Here is a 21,995-nt window from a genome sequence, read left to right as displayed (position 1 = left end):
GCGCCCCGGACCTGGCTCACGCGATCAATGCCCGGGCCGCGGCGATGCCGGATCGGTAGCAGGCCTCCAACTGGGCGCCCAGCAGGTAGTCACCCGCAAGCTGGAGTCCCGCAACGGATTCGGTCTGTTCGCGCACCACTGTGCGGAAACCGGCGTGATCGGGGAGGTAGGCGCAATGCGCCGCGGCCCAGCTGCGCGTTTCGGTCCGCACCCGCTCGATCGCCGGGCCGCCGAGATGACCGCGCACCTTCGCCTCGGCGTCGTCGATCCACGTCGCCAAGAGCTGCGCATCCGGACTCGGCCGGGCATCGCGCCCGCTGAAGGTGTAGCGGACGATATCGAGATCGTTCACCCCGTAGACCCCCGCGGCACTGCACGGCCCCGAGTCGAACGCGATCGAGCGAACGGTGCTGCCGAAGAAGGGCCGCTCGTACTGCACCACCGCGACCGTGGACGGGTAGTAGGCCACCTCGCTCAATGCCTTGCTCAGCGCGGGAACCACGGGTTCCAGCAGGCCGGCCGCGGCGTGCGCCGGGGTCGCCAGGACAACACCGTCGTAGGCGGAAAAGGTAGTGGCACCACCGTTTTCCGCGGTATCGAGCCCGATCACCCGGCCGTCGCGCACCACGAGGCGATCCACGCGGGTGCCGAGCCGGACCGGCACCTGTCCGGCGAACCAGTCCAGGACCGGCTGCATGCCGTCGACGAGCTGGTCGTAGCGATCCTGCACCATGCCGAGGCTCACCCCGAACGCGCCGAGGTACACCTCGTCCGGCTCGGCGGCGTTGAGCCGAACTGTCAACGGTCGCAACACAGTACGTCCGAACTCGGCGCCGAAATGCGCGCCGAGCGCGACGCTGTCGTTGGCGGTGCCCGCTCGCCCGAACCAGTCCGACCCCAGGTAACGATTGCGTTCGTCGAATCGAACGCGCGCACCGTAGTAGAGCATGCGCGCCGCGTCGATCGGCGAACCCATCCGCAGCAGATGGCGAAGGAATCCGGCGATGCCGGGGTTGTCGAGTGTCACCAGTTCGCCGTCGATGATCTGCGAGCTGTTGATTCCGAAGGGCTCGTACACCCGTCCCCCGGACGCGGCGACGAACCCACGCAGCTCGTGGTAACGGCGGCCGATGTTCTTGCCGCCCATCATGATCGGCCGACCGCCGAGGGAGTCGAAGCCGCAGCGGCCGCCGAGCACCGCGTCCTGCTCGAGCAGTTCGACGGTGTGGCCTGCCCGGTGCAGCGCGAACGCGGCGCCGATGCCGGACAAGCCGCCGCCGATGACCGCGTACCGTTTCGCCGATGCTGTCGTCATGATCCGAGCTCCTGTCGTTGCGTGGACACGGGATAGTGCGCCAACTCGACGTGGGCGAGGGCGATGCGGTTGCCGTACTGGTGCAGCGCCACTTCGACCGTGATCTCGTCCAGGTCGAGATCGCCGACGGCGGCGGTGGTGCAGGTGATGGGGGCGTCCAGTTCGGCGAAGTCGGTGAACTGGGCTTCGAGGTCGATCACCGCGGCGACCGGTGAGCCGAGCAGTCCCGCCGAGGTCGCGGACAGCACCGCTGCCTGCCGGAACGCCTCGAGCAGCAACGGGCCGGGGACATGGTCGTATTGATGGTCGAAGAAGCTCGGATGGCCGCGGTCCACCACCACGACGAGGTCCTGTGCCGTGGTGCGGGCCAGCACGACATTGCGTGGGTCGCGCCTGCCGACGAGTTCGGGTGGCAATCGCCGCACCGAGTCGGGGCCGACCGCGGCGAGGGTGGAGCGCTTGCCCTGCTGGAGTTCGCGGAACTCGTCGTAAGCGTCACGGGGAAAGGTGATTCCGCTGCCGCGCAGCGTCATGGCCAGTGCCCCGTGGACGGACAGCGTGGCGTCGAAGGATACGTCGTGGTAGTACCCGCGCCCGGTGCCCGCCGCGCCGGGACGCAGGCGCACCACCCCCTCGAGCGGGTCTCGTTCACTGTCGCGGAACAGGCTCAGGTCTTCCACCGCGAACGCCATCCGTTGCAGGCTGGCCGGCGCGTCGGCGGGCACACCGAGGTGTCGCTGACCGACGACGAGCAGTGCCTGGCGGACGGCCTCGACGGCGGAGAACGGATCGTGGTAGGCGACGAGCCGATCGAACCACAGCGAGTGCGCCCGCGGCACCTGCACGGCGGCGAGGTATTCCGAGCTGCCGACGACGGCGGTGTCGGCGACGTAGACCTCGGCGAGTCCGCGCCGGTGAGCCAGCGCGGCGGGCACCAATTGTTCGAATCCGAGGGTGCCGCGTACCGGCGACAGTCCCCCGCTCATGCGAGCACCGTCTCGTGGGTCGGCGCGTCGCTCCAGATCCTGGTGACGAGTACGGCACCCAGTGCCCGTGGCGTCGGGTGGGTGAACAGATCCTCCAGCGAGAGCTGGGTGCCCGCAGCGGCATTGATCCTTCCGCGCAGTTCGAGAGCGGACAGCGAGGTGAGCCCGATCGCGAGAACGGTGGCGTCGAGGTCGATCTCGTCCGCGGTGAGGTCGATGAGGATCTCGCGGATCTGATCGACCACCAGGCCGACCGCGACATCGCGGCGCCGGTCCTCGGGAACGGTCAGCAGGTCCGAACGCGTGGACGGTGTCTCCCCTGCCGGTGCGTCGTGCCGACCGGCGATCCGGTCACCGGCGAGTTCGGCGCCGGCGACGCCGATCATGCTTTCGAGGACGGCGCTGTCGGTGTGGACCCAGTAGCGGCGATGCTGGAACGCATAGGTCGGCAGATCCACGGCCCTGGTGGTGTCGCCGGAACACAGTGCCGACCAGCCGACCTCGGCACCGGCCACCCAGGCTCCCGCAACGGCTTCGATCGCCGAACCGGCTTCGTCGGCGCCGGGTCGCAGCACCGGAACGGCTGTGCTGCCGGTATCGGCGAGTGTCTCGTAGACCAGGCCGGACAGGGTGTCTCCCGCGCCGAGTTCGAGATAGGTGACGACGCCGGATTCGTGCAGCCGCAGCACACTCTCGTGGAAACGCACCGGCTCGCGGGCCTGACGTACCCAGTATTCGATCGAAGTGAGCTGTCCCGGTGTGGATTCCGTGCCGGTCACGGTGGAGAGGAATGGGATGCGCGGTTCCTGGAGGCGAACGGTCGCGACGACCGAGCGGAAATCGTCGACGATCGCATCCACGTGCGGCGAGTGGAAGCCCCGGTCTACGCCGAGCCTGGCTACTCGTCGGCCGCGTTCGCGCCAGTGCCGGGCGAGCTCACCCACCGCGGCGACATCGCCGGCGATCACGGTGGCGTTCGGCCCGTTGGCCGCGGCGACCGATACCTCGGCCTCGCGACCGGCGATGGAGGCCGCGACCTCGGCCATGGATGCCCGTACGGACACCATCGCTCCCGGGCCCATCCGCTGCATCAGCCGACCACGCGCGGCGACCACGGCCATCGCGTCGTCCAGGGACAGCACACCCGCGACGTGCGCGGCGCAGAGTTCACCGACCGAGTGACCGACAACGAAATCCGGCACCAAGCCCCAGGATTCGAGCAGCCGGAACAGAGCCACCTGCACGGCGAACACGGCGGGCTGGGTGTAGTCGGTTCGCGCGAGCAACTCACCCGTCCCGAACATCTCGGTACGCAACGGATGCTCGAGATAGGCGTCGAAACCCGCGCAGATCGTGTCGAGCGCCTCGGCGAACACCGGGTACGTGTCAGAGAGCCCGCGGCCGATGCCCGCGAGTTGCCCGCCCTGACCGGGGAACATCATCGCCAGTTTGCCGCCGGTGCCACGGCGTGACAGGACTGCCGAGGGGGCGGTGCGTTCCTCGGCGATGGCCGTGAGTCCGTCCAGGAACTCGCCGCGGGTGTTCGCCACGACGACGGCGCGATGGTCGAATCTCGTTCTCGTGGTTGCCAAGGAGTGCGCGATGTCGGCGAGATCGTCCGGGGAATTCGTGACTGCCGCGCGCAGGCGGGCCGCCTGGTCACACAGTGCGGCGGCGGTGCGTGCCGAGAGCAGCCACGGAGTCGGCGAGGGCGTGGGCCTCGCATGCGCCGGGGCGACAGTCTGCGGGGAGGCGACCGTGGACGACACCGCGTGGCGGGTGTCGGCCGAAATCGCCGCAGGTGCTTCGGATTCCGGTGCTTGCTCGATGATCAGGTGGGCGTTGGTGCCGCTGATGCCGAAGGACGACACCGCGGCCCGGCGTGGGTGTTCGGAGGTCGGCCACGGCTGTGGCCGCAGCGCCAGCCGGATTCGATCTCCGGTCCAGTCGGCGTGCGAGGTCGGCGCGTCCACGTGCAGCGTGGGCGGAACCATCCCGTGCCGGATGGCCTGTACCGCTTTGATCAGTCCGGCCACGCCCGCGGCCGACTGCGTGTGTCCCATATTCGATTTCACCGATCCCAGCAGCAGTGGTGGCGCACCGTCGCGCTGCCCGTAGGTGGCCAGCAGGGCCTGCGCCTCCACCGGGTCACCGAGTACGGTGCCGGTGCCGTGGCCCTCCACCATGTCGATGTCGGACGCGCGCAGACCAGCGTTGGCCAGCGCGGACCCGATCACCCGCTGCTGTGCCGGTCCGCGCGGTGCGGTGAGCCCGTTGGAGGCGCCGTCACTGTTCACCGCCGAACCGCGCAGTACCGCGAGCACTCGGTGCCCGTGTCGCTGCGCTTCCGACAGACGTTCCAGGAGAACGACACCGACGCCCTCACCCCAGGCGGTGCCGTCCGCGCCCGCGGCATAAGACTTGCATCGACCGTTCGGCGCCAGCGCACGCTGACGCGAGAACAGCGCGAACGGCATCGGGGTGGACATCACCGTCACGCCGCCGGCGAGCGCCATGCCGCATTCGCGCAGCCGGAGCGACTGCATCGCCTGATGAATCGCGACCAGCGACGAAGAGCAGGCGGTGTCGACGGTGACCGCCGGGCCTTCCAGACCCAGCAGGTACGCGACCCGACCCGCCGCCATCGAGGCATGGTTGCCGGTGAAGTAGTACGTCTCCGCCCCATCCCAGGCCTGCGTGGCGCCGAATCCGTAACCCTGATCGCTGAATCCCACGAACACACCGGTATCGGTGCCGCGCAATGTCGTCGGGTCGACGCGGGCCTGTTCGACCGATTCCCAGGCGAGCTCGAGCAGCAGGCGCTGCTGCGGGTCCATCGCCTCGGCCTCGCGCGGGCTGATCCCGAAGAATCCGGCGTCGAACTCGCCCGCACCTTCGAGAAAACCGCCCTCTCGCACATAGGATTTGGCGAACTTGTCCGGGTCGGGATCGTAGAACCCGTCCACGTCCCAGCCGCGATCCGCCGGGAACTCCGAGATCAGGTCGCGCCCCTCGATCAGCGCCTCCCACAGGTGCTCGGGCGATTCGATCCCGCCGGGGAACCGGCACGACATCCCCACGATCGCGATCGGTTCCCGTGCGCGTGCCTGCTCGTCCTCGAGCTGCTGTCTGGTCTCCTGTAACTGCCGGGTGGCGCGTTTGAGATACGTGCGAAGTTCCGCTTCGGTGGCCATCGGCCTCTCGCTTTCTGTCTCGGCTCAGACCGAACGGACCTGGTCGATGAGATCGAACAGGGCGTCGTCGTCGGCACCGTCGATGTTGTCGACCAGATCGCGCGCCGAGTCGCCGCGCAGGGTGCGCACGAGGTCGTTGATCCGCAGCAGCAGTTCCTCGACCCGCTCCGGTGGCAGCTCGATACCGGCGCATCCCGCCGCCACTGCGTCGAGCTGTCCGACGATGCGGGCGCCCGGGTCGTCCACGGGCGCGATCTCGGTGCGCAGGTAGCTCGCCAGCGCGGTGGCGTTGGGGTAGTCGAAGACGATCGTCGTGCGCAGCTTCGCGCCGGTGGCCGCCTCCAGCCGGTTGCGGAATTCCACGGCGCCCAACGAGTCGAAACCCAGGTCGGTGAACGCGGTATCGGCGGGCACCGCCTCCGCCGACGCGTGACCGAGGACGGCCGCCGCGTGCGACCGGATGACGCCGAGGATGATCCGCTCCTGTTCGGCGGGCTCCTGACCGGTGAGGCTCGACAGCAGCTTCGCCGACTCGTCGGAGCCACCGCCGGCCGCCCGGCGCGGGCCGCGCAGCAGCGACCGCAGCATCGCGGGCATCTCGTCGACATCGCCGAGCGAGCCCAGTGCCGTGAGGTCGAGGCGTGCGGGTACGGCCAGTGCTCTGCCGGTCGACAGGGCGTTGTCGAACAGGGCCATCCCGTCGTCGTCGGTGAGCGGGACCAGCCCTTCGCGGCGCATTCGCCGCAGGTCGCGCTCGGTCAGGTGCCCCGTGATGCCGGTCCCGCGCTCCCACAGCCCCCACGCCATCGCGGTGGCGGTCAGGCCACGGTGTCTGCGGTGCTGGGCCAGCGCGTCGAGGAACCCGTTGGCCGCAGCGTAGTTCGCCTGGCCCGGGTTGCCGAGCAGGCCCGCGATCGAGGAGTACATCACGAACATCGCCAGCGGGTGCCCGCCGGTCACCTCGTGCAGGTGCCAGGCGGCATCGGCCTTGGGGCGCAACACTGTGGCGATGTGTTCGGGAGTGTGCTCGCTGAACAACGCGTCCTCGACGACGCCCGCGGTGTGGACGACGCCGGTGAGCGGATGCGCGGCGGGGATCGCCGCCACCAGTGCGGTGAGAGCGTCGCGATCGCCGACATCGCAGGCGGCGATGTCGACCTGGGCGCCGAGCGCGGTCAGCTCGGCGGCGAGTTCGCTCGCGCCGTCCGCGTCGGGTCCGCGACGACTGGTGAGCAGCAGGTGCCGAACTCCGTGTGTGGCCACCAGATGCCGGGCGGCCAGCGCGCCGAGGCCGCCGGTGCCGCCGGTCACCAGAACGGTGCCGTCGCGGTCGAGTGGGGTCGGCACGGTCAGGACGTATTTGCCGATGTGGCGTGCCTGGCTCAGCTGACGGAATGCCTCGGGCGCACGCCGCACGTCCCACCGGGTCACCGGAAGTGGTTGCAGGTCACCGAATTCGAACAGCCTGCGCAGTTCGGTCAGGATCTCGTGCAGCCGGTCCGGGCCTGCCTCCATCAGGATGAAGTTCTGGTACCGGACGCCCGGGTGGGTTGCCGCGATCTCGTCGGCGTCACGCAGATCGGTCAGGCCCATCTCGATGAACCGACCGCCGCGCGGCAACAGGTCCAGCGACGCGTCGACCTTGTCGCCCGCGAGGGAGTCGAGCACGACATCGACACCGCGTCCGCCGGTCGCTTCGAGGAACTTCGCCTTGAACTCGGTGGTTCGCGTATTGCCGATCCGTTCGTCGTCGAAGCCGTTCGCGCGCAGCACATCCCACTTGCCGGGGCTGGCCGTGACGTAGAGGTCCAACCCCAGATGGCGGGCCAACTGGACCGCGGCCATGCCGACACCGCCGGTGGCGGCGTGGATCAGCAGCGACTCCCCCGACCGCACCCGCGCCAGGTCGACCAGCGAGTAGTAGGCCGTCGCGAACACGATCGGTGCGGCCGCCGCCTCGTCGAACGACCAGCCTTCCGGAATCTTGATGACCGTGCGCCGGTCGGCCACCACCGTGGCGCTGACGCCGGTGAAGATGCCCATCACCCGATCGCCCACCGCGAAGTCCACCACGTCGGGAGCGACCTCGACGATCACCCCCGCACCCTCACCACCGATGGCGGTGTTCGGGATCGGGTACATCCCGAGCACGATCAGCACATCGCGGAAGTTGACACCCGCCGCGCGCACCGCGATCCGCACCTGTCCGGGTCCGAGCGGCTCGATTTCGGCCGGCGCCAGAATCATGTTGTCGCCGTTGAGGGTTCCGCGCCCGTGGTCGACCAATCGCCAGTCGTGCGCACCGAGCAGCTCAGCCGACCCGACCGTGTCCGCACCCGCGCGCACCAGGCGCGGCGCGTGCGCCTCCCCGTGCCGGATCGCCAGTTGCGGCTCGGTGGTGAGTGCGGCACAGCTGCGCACCGCCTCGCGGTAGTCGCTGCGATCATCGAGATCGAGCAGCGCGATGCGGCCGGGGTTCTCGTTCTGCGCGGACCGCAGCAGACCCCACACCGCCGCGCCGGCCAGGTCACCGACATCCTCGGCGCCATGGATCGCCACCGCGCCGCTGGTCACGAAAACCACCAGCGCCTCGGCGAATTCGTCGTCGGTGAGCAATCGCTGCACCACCGTCTGCACGGCGATCACCTGCTCGCGCACGGCGGCGGGAACGGACGCGGTGACATCGCTGTGCACGCGCACGACAACGAGATCGCGATCAGCGCGTGCGCAGCGCTCTACAGCTACCCTGCCGTCCACAGAGTCCAGCTCGGACCATTCGCCCGGTCCCGCAGTGGGTTCGGGCGAGGGAACGGTCACCCAGTTCATCTCGTACAGTCCGCCGTCCGAGGACGCCGGGCGCTGACCCAGCGCTTCGAGGGAGATCTCGCGCAGCGCCAGTGATCGCGCACTGGCCACCGGCCTACCTGCCGAATCGGTGAGTTCGAGACCGATGCGGTCGGTGCCGACCGGCGTGAGGCGAACCCGCAGCGACGACGCGCCGACCGCATGCAGCGAGACGCCTTCCCAGGCGAACGGGAGCCGGATCTTGCCGGATTCGGTCGGGCCGACCGTGCCGGTCGCGATCATCGCGTGCAGTGCGGCGTCGAGCAGCGCGGGGTGCAGACCGAACTCGGCGGCCTCCCCGATGGCTGATTCGGGCAGTGCCACCTCGGCAAAGACCTCGTCGCCGTGGCGCCAGATCTGGCGCAGGCCTCGAAAAGCGGAACCGTAGTCGTAACCGACCGCGGCCATCGCCTCGTACGGGTCGCCGACGGCCACCGCCACCGCACCCACCGGCGGCCAGGCCCCGCCGGCCGGCACCGCGATCTCGTCCGACGGTTGCATGGTGCCGGTGGCGTGTCCGGTCCACGGCAGCTCCTCCACCGACGCTGTCTGTAGGCGCGAGTACACCCCGACTGTCCGATGCCCGGATTCCCCGGCCGGTCCGACCAGCACCTGCAGTTCCACCGCGCCGGTCTCGGGAATCACGAGCGGGGCTTCGAGCACGAGTTCGCCGACGGTCGGGCACTGAACGAATTGACCTGCATGCCAAGCGAGTTCGATGAACGCGGTACCGGGCAGCAGCACCGCGCCACCGATCCGGTGTCCGGCCAGCCACGGGTGCGAGTGCAGCGACAGTCGCCCGGTCAGCAGCAGTCCACCGTCCTGAGCGAGGCCGATCTTCGCACCGAGCAGCGGATGGTCGTCGGCGTCGAGCCCGGCGCCACGCACATTGCTGCCCTCGCTCACCTCGAGCCAGTACCGATCGCGCTGGAAGGCATAGGTCGGCAGGTCTACCGGGCGGGCGTCGGCGCCTTCGAAGAGCGAGCCCGGATCCAGCGCTGCCCCGTGGGAATACAGAGTGGACAGTCCTGCGACGAACGCGAGGTCGCCCGCGAGGCCCGGCCGCTGCAACGCGACGGCGGCCATCGCCGCACCGTCGTCGACGATCTCGTGCACCATCGCCGTCAGCGCGGCCCCCGGCCCCAACTCGGCAAAGCAGTTGACCCCGCCCTGTTCACGGGCCCACCGCACCGCGTCCAGGTAGCGAACCGGCTCACGCAGGTGGCTCACCCAGTATTCCGGCGAGCACAACTGCGCGGCCTCGGCCACCTTGCCGGTGAGCGCCGAGATCACCGGCACGGTCGGCGGGCGATAGGTCAGACCCCGGCAGACTTCACCGAATTCGGCCAGCACCACGTCCATCTGGGGCGAATGGAACGCATGACTCACCCGCAATCGGTGGGTACGCACGCCGTCGGCCGCCAACTGCTCGGCGATGGCCGTCACGGACGCGTGCGCACCCGAAACAACCACGGACGCGGGCCCGTTCACCGCGGCGATGCTCACGTCGTCGTATCGACGCACGAGTTCGGCGACGGTCTCGGAGTCCGCGGCGACCGCGACCATCGCCCCACCCGGCGGCGCGGACTGCATGAGCCGACCACGGGCGGCGACCAGGGTGCAGGCATCCGGCAGCGACCAGACCCCGGCCACATAGGCCGCCACGATCTCACCGATCGAGTGACCGAGCACGAATGCCGGTCGCAATCCCCAGGATTCGGCCAGCCGGTACATCGCCACCTCGGTAGCGAAGAGCGCGATCTGGGCGATCTCGGTTCGGTCGAGCGAGGTCGCGTTCGCCCGATCGTCGAAAATCATCTCGCGCAGCGGCGTTTCGCGATGCTGATCGAATTCCGCGCAGATCTCGTCGAAAGCGGCGCGATAGACCGGGTAACCCTCGTACAGCTCGTGCCCCATCCCGGCGCGTTGCGCGCCCTGACCGGGGAACATCGCCGCAGTGACGGCCGCGATGGCGCTGCCACGCACCACATTCGGTGCGCCCTGCCCGTCCGCGAGTGCTCGCAGCCCGGCTGTCAGCTCCTGGGCATCGTGGCCGACGATCACGGCGCGATGCTCGAACCGGGCGCGGGTGTCGAGCAGCGCGACACCGATATCGACCGGGTCGGCGCCGTGTTCTGCCTCGACCCGACCGAGCAGCGCGCCTGCCTGCGCGGCCACCGCCGCGTCGGACCGCGCGGTGAGGACCCACGCAATCACCGGCGGTGCGACGATTGCGGCCGATCGCTCGATCTCCGGCGAGGACTCGCCCCGCTCGATGACGACGTGCGCATTGGTGCCGCTGATCCCGAACGACGACACCGCGGCGCGCGGCGTCCGCCCGGTCGCGGGCCATGCCCGCGCCTCGGTGACCAACCGGACCGAGCCCGACGACCAGTCCACATGCGGCGTCGGCTCGTCGACGTTCAGTGTCGGCGGCACCACCCCGTGCCGCATCGCCATCACCATCTTGATCAGCCCACCGACCCCGGCGGCGGCTTGCGTGTGCCCCATATTCGACTTGAGCGACCCGAGCAGCAGCGCCTCCCCGCCCTCGCGCTCGGCGCCGTAGGTCGCGAGCAAGGCCTCCGCTTCGATGGGGTCACCCAGGCGGGTACCGGTGCCGTGCGCCTCGACGACGTCCACCTCGGTCGTGCTCAACCCGGCATCGGCCAGCGCGGATCGGATCACCCGCTGCTGGGACCGCCCGTTCGGGGCGGTCAGACCGTTGGACGCGCCGTCGGAATTCACCGCGGTGCCACGCACCAGACCCAGGATCTTGTGCCCGAGGCGCCTGGCCTCGGAGACGCGCTCGAGCAGCAGCATGCCGACGCCCTCGCCCCACGCGGTGCCGTCGGCGCCCGCGGCGAACGACTTGCATCGGCCGTCGGCCGCCAGCGCACGCTGGGTGGAGAACGCGACGAACGCGGCGGGCGTCGCCATCACGGTGACACCGCCGGCCAGCGCCATCGTCGACTCGCCGGAGCGCAACGATCGCACCGCCTGATGAATCGCGACCAGCGAGGACGAGCACGCCGTGTCCACGGTGACCGACGGACCTTCCAGCCCCAGCACATACGACACCCGGCCCGAGGCGATACTCGACGCCTGACCGGTCATCAGGAACTGCTCGATCGTCGCGCGCACCCGCTCGTCGATATCGCGCGACGACGGGCCCTCGGTGTCGGGCATCAAGCCGACGAAGACCCCCGTGGCGCTACCGCGAACAGTCGTCGGGTCGATGCCCGCCCGCTCGAAGGCCTCCCAGGCCGTCTCGAGCACGAGTCGCTGCTGCGCATCCATCGCCTGCGCCTCACGCGGGCTGATCCCGAAGAAGTTCGCGTCGAATCCGGTAGCGCCGTCGAGGAATCCGCCCGTGCGCACATACGACTTGCCCGGCACACCCGGCTCGGGATCGAACAGGCCCTCCACATCCCAGCCGCGATCGGCCGGCCACTGCGACACCAGACTGCGCCCCTCGACCGCCGCCTGCCACAACTCCTCCGGCGAGGTGACCCCACCCGGATAACGGCACGCCATGCCGACGATGGCGATCGGCTCGGTCGCCCGCGCTTCCACATCATCGAGGCGCGCGCGGGTGGTCTGCAGTTCCCGGATCGCCTTCTTCATGTAAGTGCGTAGTTCGTCTTCGCGAGCCATAGGGCAAACATCTCCTGCATCAGAGGTATCGACAGGGAATCGAGCAGTGCGGCGGGATCGGGTATTCGCCCGGCAATCCACTCGACAACACTGACCGGCGCCACGCTACGACAGCGGGCAACCGAATTCCTCGCGCGCCGGGCCTCTTTGGGAAACGACCAACGGTCCTCGCGTCGTCCCTGACATTTTCCAAACGCATTGCCACCCGGTGACCACGATTCGTAAGGTCATGCGCCATGGCAAGGACTCCCGATCCGATACCGGATCAGCACGGCCGACGATTCGTGATCACCGGAGCCAACGGCGGCCTCGGTGAGGTGGCAACCCGCACGTTGGCAGCCCGTGGCGCCACGGTGATCATGGCGTGCCGTGATACCGAACGGGGTCGCGCCATCGCTGATCGGCTGGTCGGCGATATCTCCGTGGCAGCCCTGGATCTTGCCGATCTGTCCGACGTACGGCGCTTCGCGCAAGAGTGCGGCGAATTCGATGTGCTGATCAACAATGCCGGATTGATGAATGTGCCGTTCGCCCGTACCGCCGACGGATTCGAAACACAATTCGGCGTCAACCATCTCGGTCACTTCGCGTTGACCGGCCTGCTGCTGGATCGGATCCAGGACCGGGTCATCTCGTTGTCGAGCATTTCCCACGGGTGGACCAAGGCACTGCCGCTCGACGATCTGCGCTTCGAACACCGCCGATACAGCCGACACGCGGCCTATCCGGAATCGAAGCTGGCCACCCTGATATTCGGCCGCGAACTACAGCGCAGGCTCCGCGAATCCGGGTCGACGCTGCGTTCCTACGCCGTGCACCCCGGCGTCGCACCGACCGGACTCGTCGCCAAGACGCAGACGCCACTCGACTACGTCGCCGAGCCGTTCATCCGCCTGGTAGGCCAATCACGGACCGCGGCAGCACAATCGATGCTCTACGCCGCCACCGCCCCGGATGCGGATCCCGATATCTATTGGGGCCCGACCAAGCTGTTCAACACCCGGGGACCGGTCAGCGCCTGCCCGTCGAGCGCGCTGTCGCAGGATCGGGCCCTCTGGCAGCAGTTGTGGACGGCATCCGAACGCGCCACCGGTGTTCGCTACCCCGCGTCGGCGGTGATCCGTGAGAATTAGCCTGCGCACCCTGGCTTGCGCCGTCATGGTCGGGCTGGTCACCGCCTCCGGCCCACCGGTGGCCACCGGGGCACCACCGGTGTATCCGGCTCCCGACCCCGACCCCTTCTACGCCGCGCCCGCCGACATCGCGAGCAAGGAACCCGGGGCCGTACTGGCGGTCCGGGTCCAGGAACCACTGCCCTACTTCCCCACCGCCACAGTCACTTTGGTGAAGTTCCGGTCCAACGACTCCCAGGGCAGGCCGATCGCCGCGACCACCACGATCCTCACCCCGAAAGACCATCGCCCCGGCGCGCCGTTGCTGTCCTACCAGCACATCATCAACGGTCTCGGTACCCAGTGCGCGGTCTCGCGGGCCCTCTACGCCTACGATCCGAATCTGCTCTATCGCGCTGTGCCGCTGCTGAACACGATGCTGCTGCGCGGCTGGAGCATCGCGCTACCCGACCATCTCGGCCCCAACGCCGCCTACGGCGCGGCCAGACTCGGCGGACAGATCACCCTCGACGGCATCCGCGCCGCGACCAGGGTCGCGGAACTGGGTCTCGCCGACAGCCCGGCGGCCATGCTCGGGTACTCCGGCGGCGGCATGGCGACCGGCTGGGCGGCCGCGCTCGCACCGCAGTACGCGCCCGAACTGCGCCTGGTCGGCGCCGCGCAGGGCGGGGTGCCGATGAACATCACCACGATGGCGCGCGCCCTCGGCTTCGCCCCGCACCCCATGTTCGGTCTCGCGATGGCCGCGGCACTCGGCCTCGAACGCGAGTACCCCGACCGCCTCCCGATCAGCGGGCAGCTCAACGACACCGGCTTGGCGGTACGCGATGCCATGGCCAACGGGTGCACGGTCGAACTCATCGCCGCCGGAGCCATGCACAGCGCCTCCGACCTCGCCTCGACCGTCTCACTGATCGACGACCCCCGGGCGTGGGAAGTGGGCGACGCCAACAGCCTGGAACTGTTCGAGCCCGTGCCGACGATCCCGATCTTCGAGTGGCACACCCCCATCGACCCACTCATCCCCGTCGACGCGGTCGATCGCACGAACCAGCGCTACTGCGAGGCCGGGACACCGGTGCACTCGGAGCTCTATCCGAGCCCCGACCACCTGGCCACCGCGGTCATGGGTTTCCCGTCTGCCGTCGCGTGGCTCGACGCCCGCTTCCGCGGCGAGCCCGCGCCGAGCAACTGCTGACCTCCCGAGAGATAAGGATCCACCATGCGCCGGATTTTGACGGCCGCACTCACGGTGCTGTTCTACGGCCTCACCGTCGCCATCTTCGCTCCCGCGGCGACGCCGGAGCCGCGTTACCCCACCCCCAACCCCGATCCCTTCTTCACCGCACCGGCCGATATCGGCGACTTCGCGCCCGGTGATGTGGTGCGGCAACGGAAGTTCGACCTCGGCCCCTACCAGGGCACCGATATCTGGCACGTCGCGTTCCGCTCGACCAACTCCGCGGGTGACCCGATCATGGGCGTCACCACGGTCCTGATCCCCGCCGGTGTCACGAACCCGCCGCTGGTGTCCTACCAGGCGCTGATCAATTCCCTCGGCACCAAATGCAACCCTTCCACCTCGCTGATCAACGACGAGACCCCCGACGCGTTCGGCGCGGCTCTGCCGCTGGGCCGCGGTTGGGCGGTCGCCTTGCCGGACTACCTCGGGCCGAATGTCGCCTATGGCGCCGCCCGGCTCAGCGGCATGGTCACCCTCGACAGTGTGCGAGCGCTCCAGCGCGCGCCCGAACTCGGCCTCGGCCAGTCCCCCATCGCACTCGCCGGGTACTCCGGCGGCGGGCTGGCGACCGCGTGGGCGGCCGCGCTGCAACCGACCTACGCACCGGAATTGACGCTCGCGGGCGTCGCCGCCGGCGGCATCCCGGCCGACCTCGAACAGATGGCCCTCGGGATCGGCTTCGGGCACCATCCCGGTTTCGGCCTCGCCTGGGCGGCGGCGATGGGTCTGGAGCGCGAATACCCCCAGCGTCTGCCCATTTCCGACCAGCTCAACGGCGAGGGCCTGTGGTTCCGCGATTTCACCGCTGACGAATGCCGGCGCTTCCTGCTGTTCCACGGTATAGCCCGCAGCGCCGAACAGCTGGCAGCGACCAAGTCCCTGATGGACAGCCCCGAGGCACGAGCGGTGTTGCGGGAGAACAGTTTGCGCTACGACCCCGAGGTGCCCGAGACGCCGATGTTGATCTGGCAGGGCGTCTTCGACGAACTGACACCCTTCGACGCCGTCGAGGACGTAGCCACCCGCTACTGCGCGGCAGGCGCGCCGGTCACGTTCTCCCGCTATCAGATCGCCGAGCACATGACGACCGCGGTGGCGGGTCTGCCGGAGGCCTGGAACTTCATCGAAGCCAGGTTCCGCGGCGAACCCGCGCCGACCCGCTGCTGATCAGAGCGCGCCGAGCAGGTCTTCGAGGTGAATGGGGACGCGGCGAACGCGAACGCCGGTGGCGTGGTAGACCGCGTTGCCGACCGCGGCCGCCGAGCCGACGATGCCGATCTCGCCGATTCCCTTGCTGCCCATCGGGTTCAGATGCGGATCGTGTTCGTCGATCCAGCTGACGTCGATCTCGCCGATATCGGCGTTGACCGGGATGTGGTACCCGGCGAGATCGTGGTTGACCACGGCGCCGAGGCGCGGATCGAACTCGCTCTCTTCCCACAGCGCCATCGACAGACCCATGGTGACAGCGCCGATGAACTGGGAACGGGCCATCCGTGGATTGATGATGCGGCCCGCCCCGAAAACGCTGACCACGCGCGGAACCCGGATCTCGGCGGTGTCGGTGTGCACGCGGACCTCGACGAAGTGCGCGCCGAACGCATGGGTCGAAAAGTTCTCTCTCCCTGGATATTCGGGCGCCTCGACCGTGATCTCGGCGCCGTCGGCGGGTTCCGGCCCGAAGCGGTCACGGAACGCTCGCGCGGCGGCCACCACGGCCGAACCCCACGACGCCATGCCGGCCGAACCGCCCGCGACCGTCCCCTGGGGGAGGTCGGAATCGCCGATACGCAGATCGATGCGATCCGTGTCGACCCCGAGGGCGTCGGCGGCGATCTGGCCGAGGGAGGTCCAGGTGCCTGTACCGATATCGACGGCGTCGATGGCGACTTCGTAGCGGTCGCCGCTGTGGCGCACGCGGGCGCTGTTGCCCCCGGCGGTGTCGGCCGGGTAGGTCGCCGCGGCGACCCCGGATCCGATCAGCCATCGGCCATCGCGGCGCGACTTCGGTGCCGGGTCACGCTCTGCCCAGCCGAAGCGCTGCGCCCCGGCACCCAGGCATTCGACCAGCCCACGGGTGGAGAACGGGCGCCCTGATTCCGGGTCGACCTGGGGTTCGTTGTGGATGCGCAAGGCGATCGGGTCCATACCGAGGGCGACCGCGAGTTCGTCCATCGCCGTCTCCGCGGCGAACATGCCCGGACAGTGCCCGGGCGCCCGCATCCATGACGAGACGGGAACATTCAGTGCCGCGAAACGATGCGAGGTCGATCGGTTGGCCGCCGAGTACATCACGCGGGTCGCCACGGCGGTCTGCTCGGCGAATTCCTTCACCGTGGAGACCTGTGCGATCGCGTCGTGGGCGATGGCGGTCAAGGTGCCGTCGGGGTGCGCGCCGAGCCGGACCCGCTGGCGGGTCGGCGTCCGATAACCGGCGAGAGAGAACAGCTGTTGCCTGGTCAGCGGCAGTTTCACGGGTCGCCCGTCGCAGAGTTTCGCGGCCATCGCCGCGAGCACGATATTGGCGTGCGGCTCACCTTTGGATCCGAAGCCACCGCCGACGAAGGGCGCGATCACCCGCACCCGCTCGGGCGCCAGGCCGAACAGGGCCGCGATCTCGGCGCGCACCACGTGCGGGCCCTGGGTGGAGTCGAACAGCGTCAAGGTGTCGTCGGTCCAGTGCGCGATGGTGGCATGCGGTTCCATCGGGTTGTTGTGGACCATCGCGGTCGTATAGGTGTGGTCGATGGTGACCGGGGCGATCGCCATGGCGGCGTCGACGTCACCGATCGTGGTGTCGGTGGGAAAGCCGCCGCTCACCTCCTGCGGGGTGTAGAGGTCGGCGTCGAGGGTGACGGCGGCGGGCTGCTCGTCATAGGTCACGCGCACCTGGGCGGCGGCTTCGCAGGCGACTTCCAGGCTCGTCGCGATGACGGCGCCGATCACTTGCCCACGGAACGCGACCTCGCCGTTTTGCAGGATGAACAGTTCGTTGTCGTCGTCGACGGCCAGCCGGGGAGCATTGTGGTGGGTGAGCACGGTGACGACGCCGTCCATCCGTGCGGCCACGGAAGTGTCGATCTCGCGGATGCGCCCGCGGACGATCGTCGACTGAATCACGAAGCCGTACAACGGATCCCGCTGCGGATGCTCCATCGCGTAGGGCGCGACGCCGCGGAGTTTGGCCGGTCCGTCGACACGGGTGGGTGAGCTGCCGATCGCCGGTGGGTTCATCGCACCTCGCTCAGCTCGCGCAGGGTGGCGACCAGCACATTGCGCGCCAAAGGGATCTTGAAACCGTTCTGACGCTGTGCGCGCGCGTCGGCGAGTTCGGCATCGGCCGCGGCGGCGAAGTTCTCCTCGGTGGCGGCCCGGCCACGCAGTCGGGCCTCGGCGGCGAATGCCCGCCATGGTTTGGCAGCGACACCGCCGAACGCGATCCGCACATCTCGCACGAGGCCGTCGGCGATGTCGACGGCGGCGGCCACCGACACCAGGGCGAACGCGAACGACGCACGATCGCGGACCTTGCGGTAGGTGGAGGTGCTCGCCCACTCGAGCGCGGGCAGGTCGACGGCGGTGACGAGGTCACCGTGGTCGAGGATCGTGTCCCGGTCGGGTTCGTCGCCGGGCAGCCGGTAGAAGTCGGCCAGTGGGATCTCGCGCTCACCGACGGCGCCGAGCACCCGCACGACCGCACCCAGCCCGGCCATCGCCACCGCCATGTCGGAGGGATGGGTGGCGATGCACTGATCGGACGCGCCGAGGATGGCATGGTCGCGATCGAACCCGCCGATCGCCGAGCATCCGCTGCCCGGTTCGCGCTTGTTGCACGGCACAGTCGAATCCTGGAAGTAGGGACATCTGGTGCGCTGCAACAGATTTCCGCCGGTGGTGGCGAGATTGCGCAGCTGGGCCGACGCGCCCGCCAACAGTGCCGCCGACAGCACCGGGTACCGCGCCCGGATGGCCGGATGCGCGGCAAGATCGGCATTGCGCACCGCCGACCCGATGCGGACACCGCCGTCGGGCAGCGGGGTCACCTGATCGAACGGCAGTCCGCTGACATCGACGAGCTTGCCCGGCGCGATGATCCCCAGTTTGAGGTGATCGACGAGATTGGTTCCCGCACCGAGGAATACGGCGTCGGGCTCGGCGAGTACCGCCGCTACCGCTTGCCCCGCATCAGTGGCGCGTTCGTAGGCGAACTCCCTCATCGAGCGACCTCCTGAATCGCCGCGACGATGTTCGGATACGCCCCGCAGCGACACAGATTGCCGCTCATTCGTTCCCGGATCTCGTCGGCGCTCAGCACGATCTCGCCCGCGGGGTCCGCCGTCACGTGACTCGGGGCGCCCGCCCGCACCTCGTCGAGCATGCCGACCGCCGAACAGATCTGGCCCGGCGTGCAGTAGCCACACTGGAAGCCGTCGTGTTCGAGGAATGCTCGCTGGACCGGATGCAGGTCGTCACCGTCGGCCAGTCCGTCGGCGGTGACGATTGTCGCCCCGTCGTGTGCGACGGCCAGCGCGAGACACGACGTCGCCCGTCGGCCGTCCAGCAGCACAGTGCACGACCCGCATTGCCCGCGATCGCAGCCCTTCTTCGGGCTGGTGACGCCCAGCTGTTCACGCAGGGCATCCAACAGGGTGGTGCGGGTGTCGATGTCCATCGAACGGCCTCTCGTCGTGGGACACCGACTCCGCACAGACCCTCCGGGCCCGCTACCAGCACGTACGCAACCACTGTGCGCACCTCGGCCACGCTACCAATCCGGCCGTGGGCCATCGTGGACCTCGACCACATCCGCCGTGGTTTCACCGGACATCACGACCGGCGGGATCACCGGGACGTGCGCGCTGCGAGTCAGCGGGCGAAGCGGGCGTTCACCCAGGCGAGCGCGTCGTCGTTGCTCGCGCCGAGGATGGCGCGGTGATCGACGCCGGGGTAGGTGCGGTATTCCACGGGTTGGCCGGTCAGCTGCTGCTGAGCGACCATGGCGTCGGTGCCGGCGGGCAGGACGACGGTGTCGGCCTTGCCCTGCAACACCAGCATCGGAGTGGTCAGCGCCAGCCCGCTGGGGTCGTTGCCGTCGAGAACTCGCACCAGCGCACTGGGATCGGCGTCGGCGGAGAACGTGTCACCCGCGCCGAACCCGCCCCAGGAATCCCGCTCACGCAGCTGTCCGATGCAGCGGTCATCGGCCTGGCCCACCATCGAATCAGCTTCGGCGGTAAGAAATGCCGACGGATCGATGTCGGCGACGGTCTGGGCGCCACGGATGAACAACGGAATGAACGACACCGAGCCCGCCGGTGCGTCCACCTTCGCCGCGATGCCGGTTCGCTGGGCGAGGGCGAAAGCCTGCACGACCGGCCCCAGATGCGAGGCGGGTGCCATCGCCACCGCACCGAGCAAGCGCAACTGCGGCGCCCACTGCTGCGAGCGCGCGTTGGCGTAGACGGCGGCCTGACCACCCTGCGAATGTCCCATCGCCACCCAGCGAGTCCCGATCTCGGGCGCGATCACCCGCGCCGCCAGCGCCATGTCCGCGACCGCACGCTGCTCGGCCTCCCCGATCAGATACCCGTGCGGGCCCGGCGTACCCAAACCCTGATAGTCGGTCTGCGCCACCGCGTATCCGGCGGCGATCCATCGTGCCAGGGTCGCGCGCGTCAACGAGGTGTAGTCGTGAGCGGGGAACCCCGTACCGGTGTCCCGCGACGGTGCGCACACATCGGCGGTGCCGGTGGTGCCGTGTGCCCAGGAGATCAGCGGCCAACCGCCGGGCGGCGGCGTTCCCTCGGGAACAGCGACCGTACCGGAGACGGCGACCGGCTGACCGTGCACATCCACCGACCGGTAGAGCACAAGGAAATTGCGCGCCCCAGGCAAGCCCGGCTCCCCGGCAATCGGCTGTGACGAGATCACCGATCCGTGCTCGCCGGCCACCGAATACGGTGCCGGAGAATAGAATTCGAGACCGGCTGCCGCGGGATCGGCGGAGGCGGCTGGGACCGCCGAAGCGCAGACGGCCAGCACCACCGCGACCGCCCGTGCGCATCGACGCACGACAATCGACGCCGACTCCGTGCCTGATCCCATCACCACTGAATCCTCCTGATTCGTCGCGTCGAACACGTTCCCGGTCGGGCCGCGGCGCAATATACCGCTCCGCCGGGCCGGGCTCCCGTGGCGCACCGATGAGTTTGCGGGGGCGACATCGTCGTAGTGGTAGACAGTGGATCGATCGGGATCCGCGCGCGCCGGGCACCGAAAGGAACGAGCTATGAGGATCGCTACGTCGAAAGATGGCACCGAACTCGCCTACGACGTGTCCGGTGACGGGCCCGCGCTGGTGTACATCACCGGCGCGACGTGTTTCCGGCGGTTTCGGCCGATCGCCGGCGATGTGCGGGTGTTCGCCACGCGCTTCACCGTCTACAACTACGACCGGCGCGGGCGCGGGGACAGCGGGGACCTACAGCCGTATGCGATCGAGCGGGAAGTCGACGACATCGAGGCGATGGTGGACGCCGCCGGTGGGCGCGCGATTCTCTACGGACATTCCTCGGGTGCCGCGCTGGCGCTCGAAGCGGCGGTACGGATGCCGGACAAGATCGACAGGGTCGTGATCTACGACGCCCCCTATGTGCACGACGAGACCGAACGGGCGTCCTACGCCGAGCTGGCCGCCACGGTGCGGGCGCTGCTCGACCAGGCGAAGAATGCGCGAGCGCTGAAGGCGTTTCTGCGCGGGATCGGGATGCCGGGCGCGTTCGTCGCGCTGCTGCCGCTGTTTCCCGGGTGGACAACGATGAAGGCCCTCGCCCCCACACTGATGTACGACATCGCGATCACCGAAACACTGCCTCCGGTGCAACGGTTCGAGGAGATCCGGGTTCCCGTGAAAGTCGTTGTCGGGGAGAAGAACCCGACCGGGATGCATCAGGTGTCCCGGGAGCTCGCCGCGGCGATTCCCCAGGCGTCGCATCGGGTGCTCGCCGGGCAGGACCACATGGTCAGCGCCAAGGCGTTGCTGCCGATTCTCACCGACTCCGTTGCGAACGATTGAACCCGGGCCTGGGTTGCCTGCCCAGGTCTACGTCGTCGTCCACGACGCCGGGGGAATCGTTCGGGTGGGCTGCGCGGGCGCGGCGGCCAGAGCCTCGGTTCGGCTCGGGTAGACGGGTAGCCACTCGGTGAGACCGGCCGCGACGATGATCCGGTTGGTGACCGACGGCACGAGATTGACCACACTCATCCGCAGCCGGCTCTGCTGGGCGCGGGTCGCCATGTCGAGGATCGCCCGGCAGGACATGAACGTCACGTCTCTGATGTCGATCACCAGGTGACCCGACTCGCCCTCCGCCGTGATGGCTGCGTCGAGAACGGTGCGCCATCGAGGCAGGTTGCACGCGTCGATCTCGCCGTGCACATGCAGAACAGTGGCCGTGTGATGGAAGGTGACCTCCGCACGCAGTGCCGAGTCGGATTCATCGATCCGCGACGGTTGGTCGCCATGGCCGGAATGGGTGTTCACGAGTGCCCGATCCCTCGACACCGGCAGGCATACACACTGCCCCAGCCGGTCCTGGTGGCTCAAAATCGGCTGGTGATCCC

At 69.0% G+C, this 21,995-nt stretch carries 13 protein-coding genes; 4 read left to right on the top strand and 9 right to left on the bottom strand.

The features are described 5' to 3' along the window. Positions 1 to 16 precede the first annotated feature (16 nt). From ACWDXS_RS32890 to ACWDXS_RS32875, 4 genes are read right to left on the bottom strand one after another with little or no spacing between them, the layout of a single operon-like run. Positions 17 to 1,315 (bottom strand): protoporphyrinogen/coproporphyrinogen oxidase, encoded by a 1,299-nt coding sequence (locus ACWDXS_RS32890; RefSeq protein ID WP_449971800.1) that lies wholly within the window; start codon positions 1,313 to 1,315, stop codon positions 17 to 19. Further along, complete coding sequence (locus tag ACWDXS_RS32885) at positions 1,312 to 2,301, bottom strand: AfsA-related hotdog domain-containing protein (protein ID WP_378995021.1); 990 nt, start codon at positions 2,299 to 2,301, stop codon at positions 1,312 to 1,314. The genes ACWDXS_RS32890 and ACWDXS_RS32885 overlap by 4 nt, the downstream gene beginning before the upstream one ends. Continuing rightward, positions 2,298 to 5,495 carry a type I polyketide synthase gene (locus ACWDXS_RS32880; protein WP_449971796.1) on the bottom strand — a complete coding sequence of 1,066 codons (3,198 nt, stop codon included), beginning with the start codon at positions 5,493 to 5,495 and terminating at the stop codon, positions 2,298 to 2,300. The genes ACWDXS_RS32885 and ACWDXS_RS32880 overlap by 4 nt, the downstream gene beginning before the upstream one ends. 24 nt (positions 5,496 to 5,519) lie before the next feature. Further along, entirely contained in the window at positions 5,520 to 11,996 is a 6,477-nt protein-coding gene (locus ACWDXS_RS32875; protein WP_449971793.1) for a type I polyketide synthase, read from the bottom strand. 236 nt (positions 11,997 to 12,232) lie between these two features. Between ACWDXS_RS32875 and ACWDXS_RS32870 the strand changes: the two genes are divergently transcribed. The 3 genes from ACWDXS_RS32870 to ACWDXS_RS32860 are packed head-to-tail and all read left to right on the top strand — an operon-like array spanning position 12,233 to position 15,539. Then, complete coding sequence (locus tag ACWDXS_RS32870; RefSeq protein ID WP_449971789.1) at positions 12,233 to 13,129, top strand: oxidoreductase; 897 nt, start codon at positions 12,233 to 12,235, stop codon at positions 13,127 to 13,129. Between the two features lie 25 nt (positions 13,130 to 13,154). Continuing rightward, a complete protein-coding gene (locus ACWDXS_RS32865; protein WP_449971826.1) occupies positions 13,155 to 14,327 on the top strand; it encodes a lipase family protein in 1,173 nt (390 codons plus the stop codon). Positions 14,328 to 14,351: 24 nt separating this feature from the next. Beyond that, entirely contained in the window at positions 14,352 to 15,539 is a 1,188-nt protein-coding gene (locus tag ACWDXS_RS32860; protein ID WP_449971786.1) for a lipase family protein, read from the top strand. Here the strand turns inward: ACWDXS_RS32860 and ACWDXS_RS32855 are convergent, their stop codons facing one another. The 4 genes from ACWDXS_RS32855 to ACWDXS_RS32840 form a co-directional block, all read right to left on the bottom strand. Further along, positions 15,540 to 17,606, bottom strand: coding sequence for a xanthine dehydrogenase family protein molybdopterin-binding subunit (locus ACWDXS_RS32855; RefSeq protein ID WP_449971783.1), 2,067 nt, complete (start codon positions 17,604 to 17,606; stop codon positions 15,540 to 15,542). It lies immediately after the preceding gene. After that, on the bottom strand, positions 17,603 to 18,589 hold the full coding sequence (locus tag ACWDXS_RS32850) for an FAD binding domain-containing protein (protein WP_449971780.1): 987 nt from the start codon (positions 18,587 to 18,589) through the stop codon (positions 17,603 to 17,605). Before ACWDXS_RS32850 ends, ACWDXS_RS32855 begins: the two co-directional genes overlap by 4 nt. Continuing rightward, positions 18,586 to 19,044, bottom strand: a complete 459-nt coding sequence (locus tag ACWDXS_RS32845; RefSeq protein WP_449971778.1) for a 2Fe-2S iron-sulfur cluster-binding protein — start codon at positions 19,042 to 19,044, stop codon at positions 18,586 to 18,588. The genes ACWDXS_RS32850 and ACWDXS_RS32845 overlap by 4 nt, the downstream gene beginning before the upstream one ends. 194 nt (positions 19,045 to 19,238) lie before the next feature. Continuing rightward, on the bottom strand, positions 19,239 to 20,477 hold the full coding sequence (locus tag ACWDXS_RS32840; RefSeq protein WP_449971775.1) for an alpha/beta hydrolase family protein: 1,239 nt from the start codon (positions 20,475 to 20,477) through the stop codon (positions 19,239 to 19,241). 184 nt (positions 20,478 to 20,661) lie between these two features. On the opposite strand from ACWDXS_RS32840, the gene ACWDXS_RS32835 reads away from it, so the two are divergent. Further along, positions 20,662 to 21,447, top strand: a complete 786-nt coding sequence (locus ACWDXS_RS32835; RefSeq protein WP_379315119.1) for an alpha/beta fold hydrolase — start codon at positions 20,662 to 20,664, stop codon at positions 21,445 to 21,447. A gap of 27 nt (positions 21,448 to 21,474) precedes the next feature. Here ACWDXS_RS32835 and ACWDXS_RS32830 read toward each other — a convergent pair whose 3' ends face one another. Beyond that, positions 21,475 to 21,915 (bottom strand): anti-sigma factor antagonist, encoded by a 441-nt coding sequence (locus ACWDXS_RS32830; protein WP_449971772.1) that lies wholly within the window; start codon positions 21,913 to 21,915, stop codon positions 21,475 to 21,477. Between the last annotated feature and the right edge of the window lie 80 nt (positions 21,916 to 21,995).

It is taken from the genome of Nocardia sp. NPDC003183, assembly GCF_053590715.1.
This window is presented reverse-complemented; position numbering and strand designations above follow the sequence as displayed.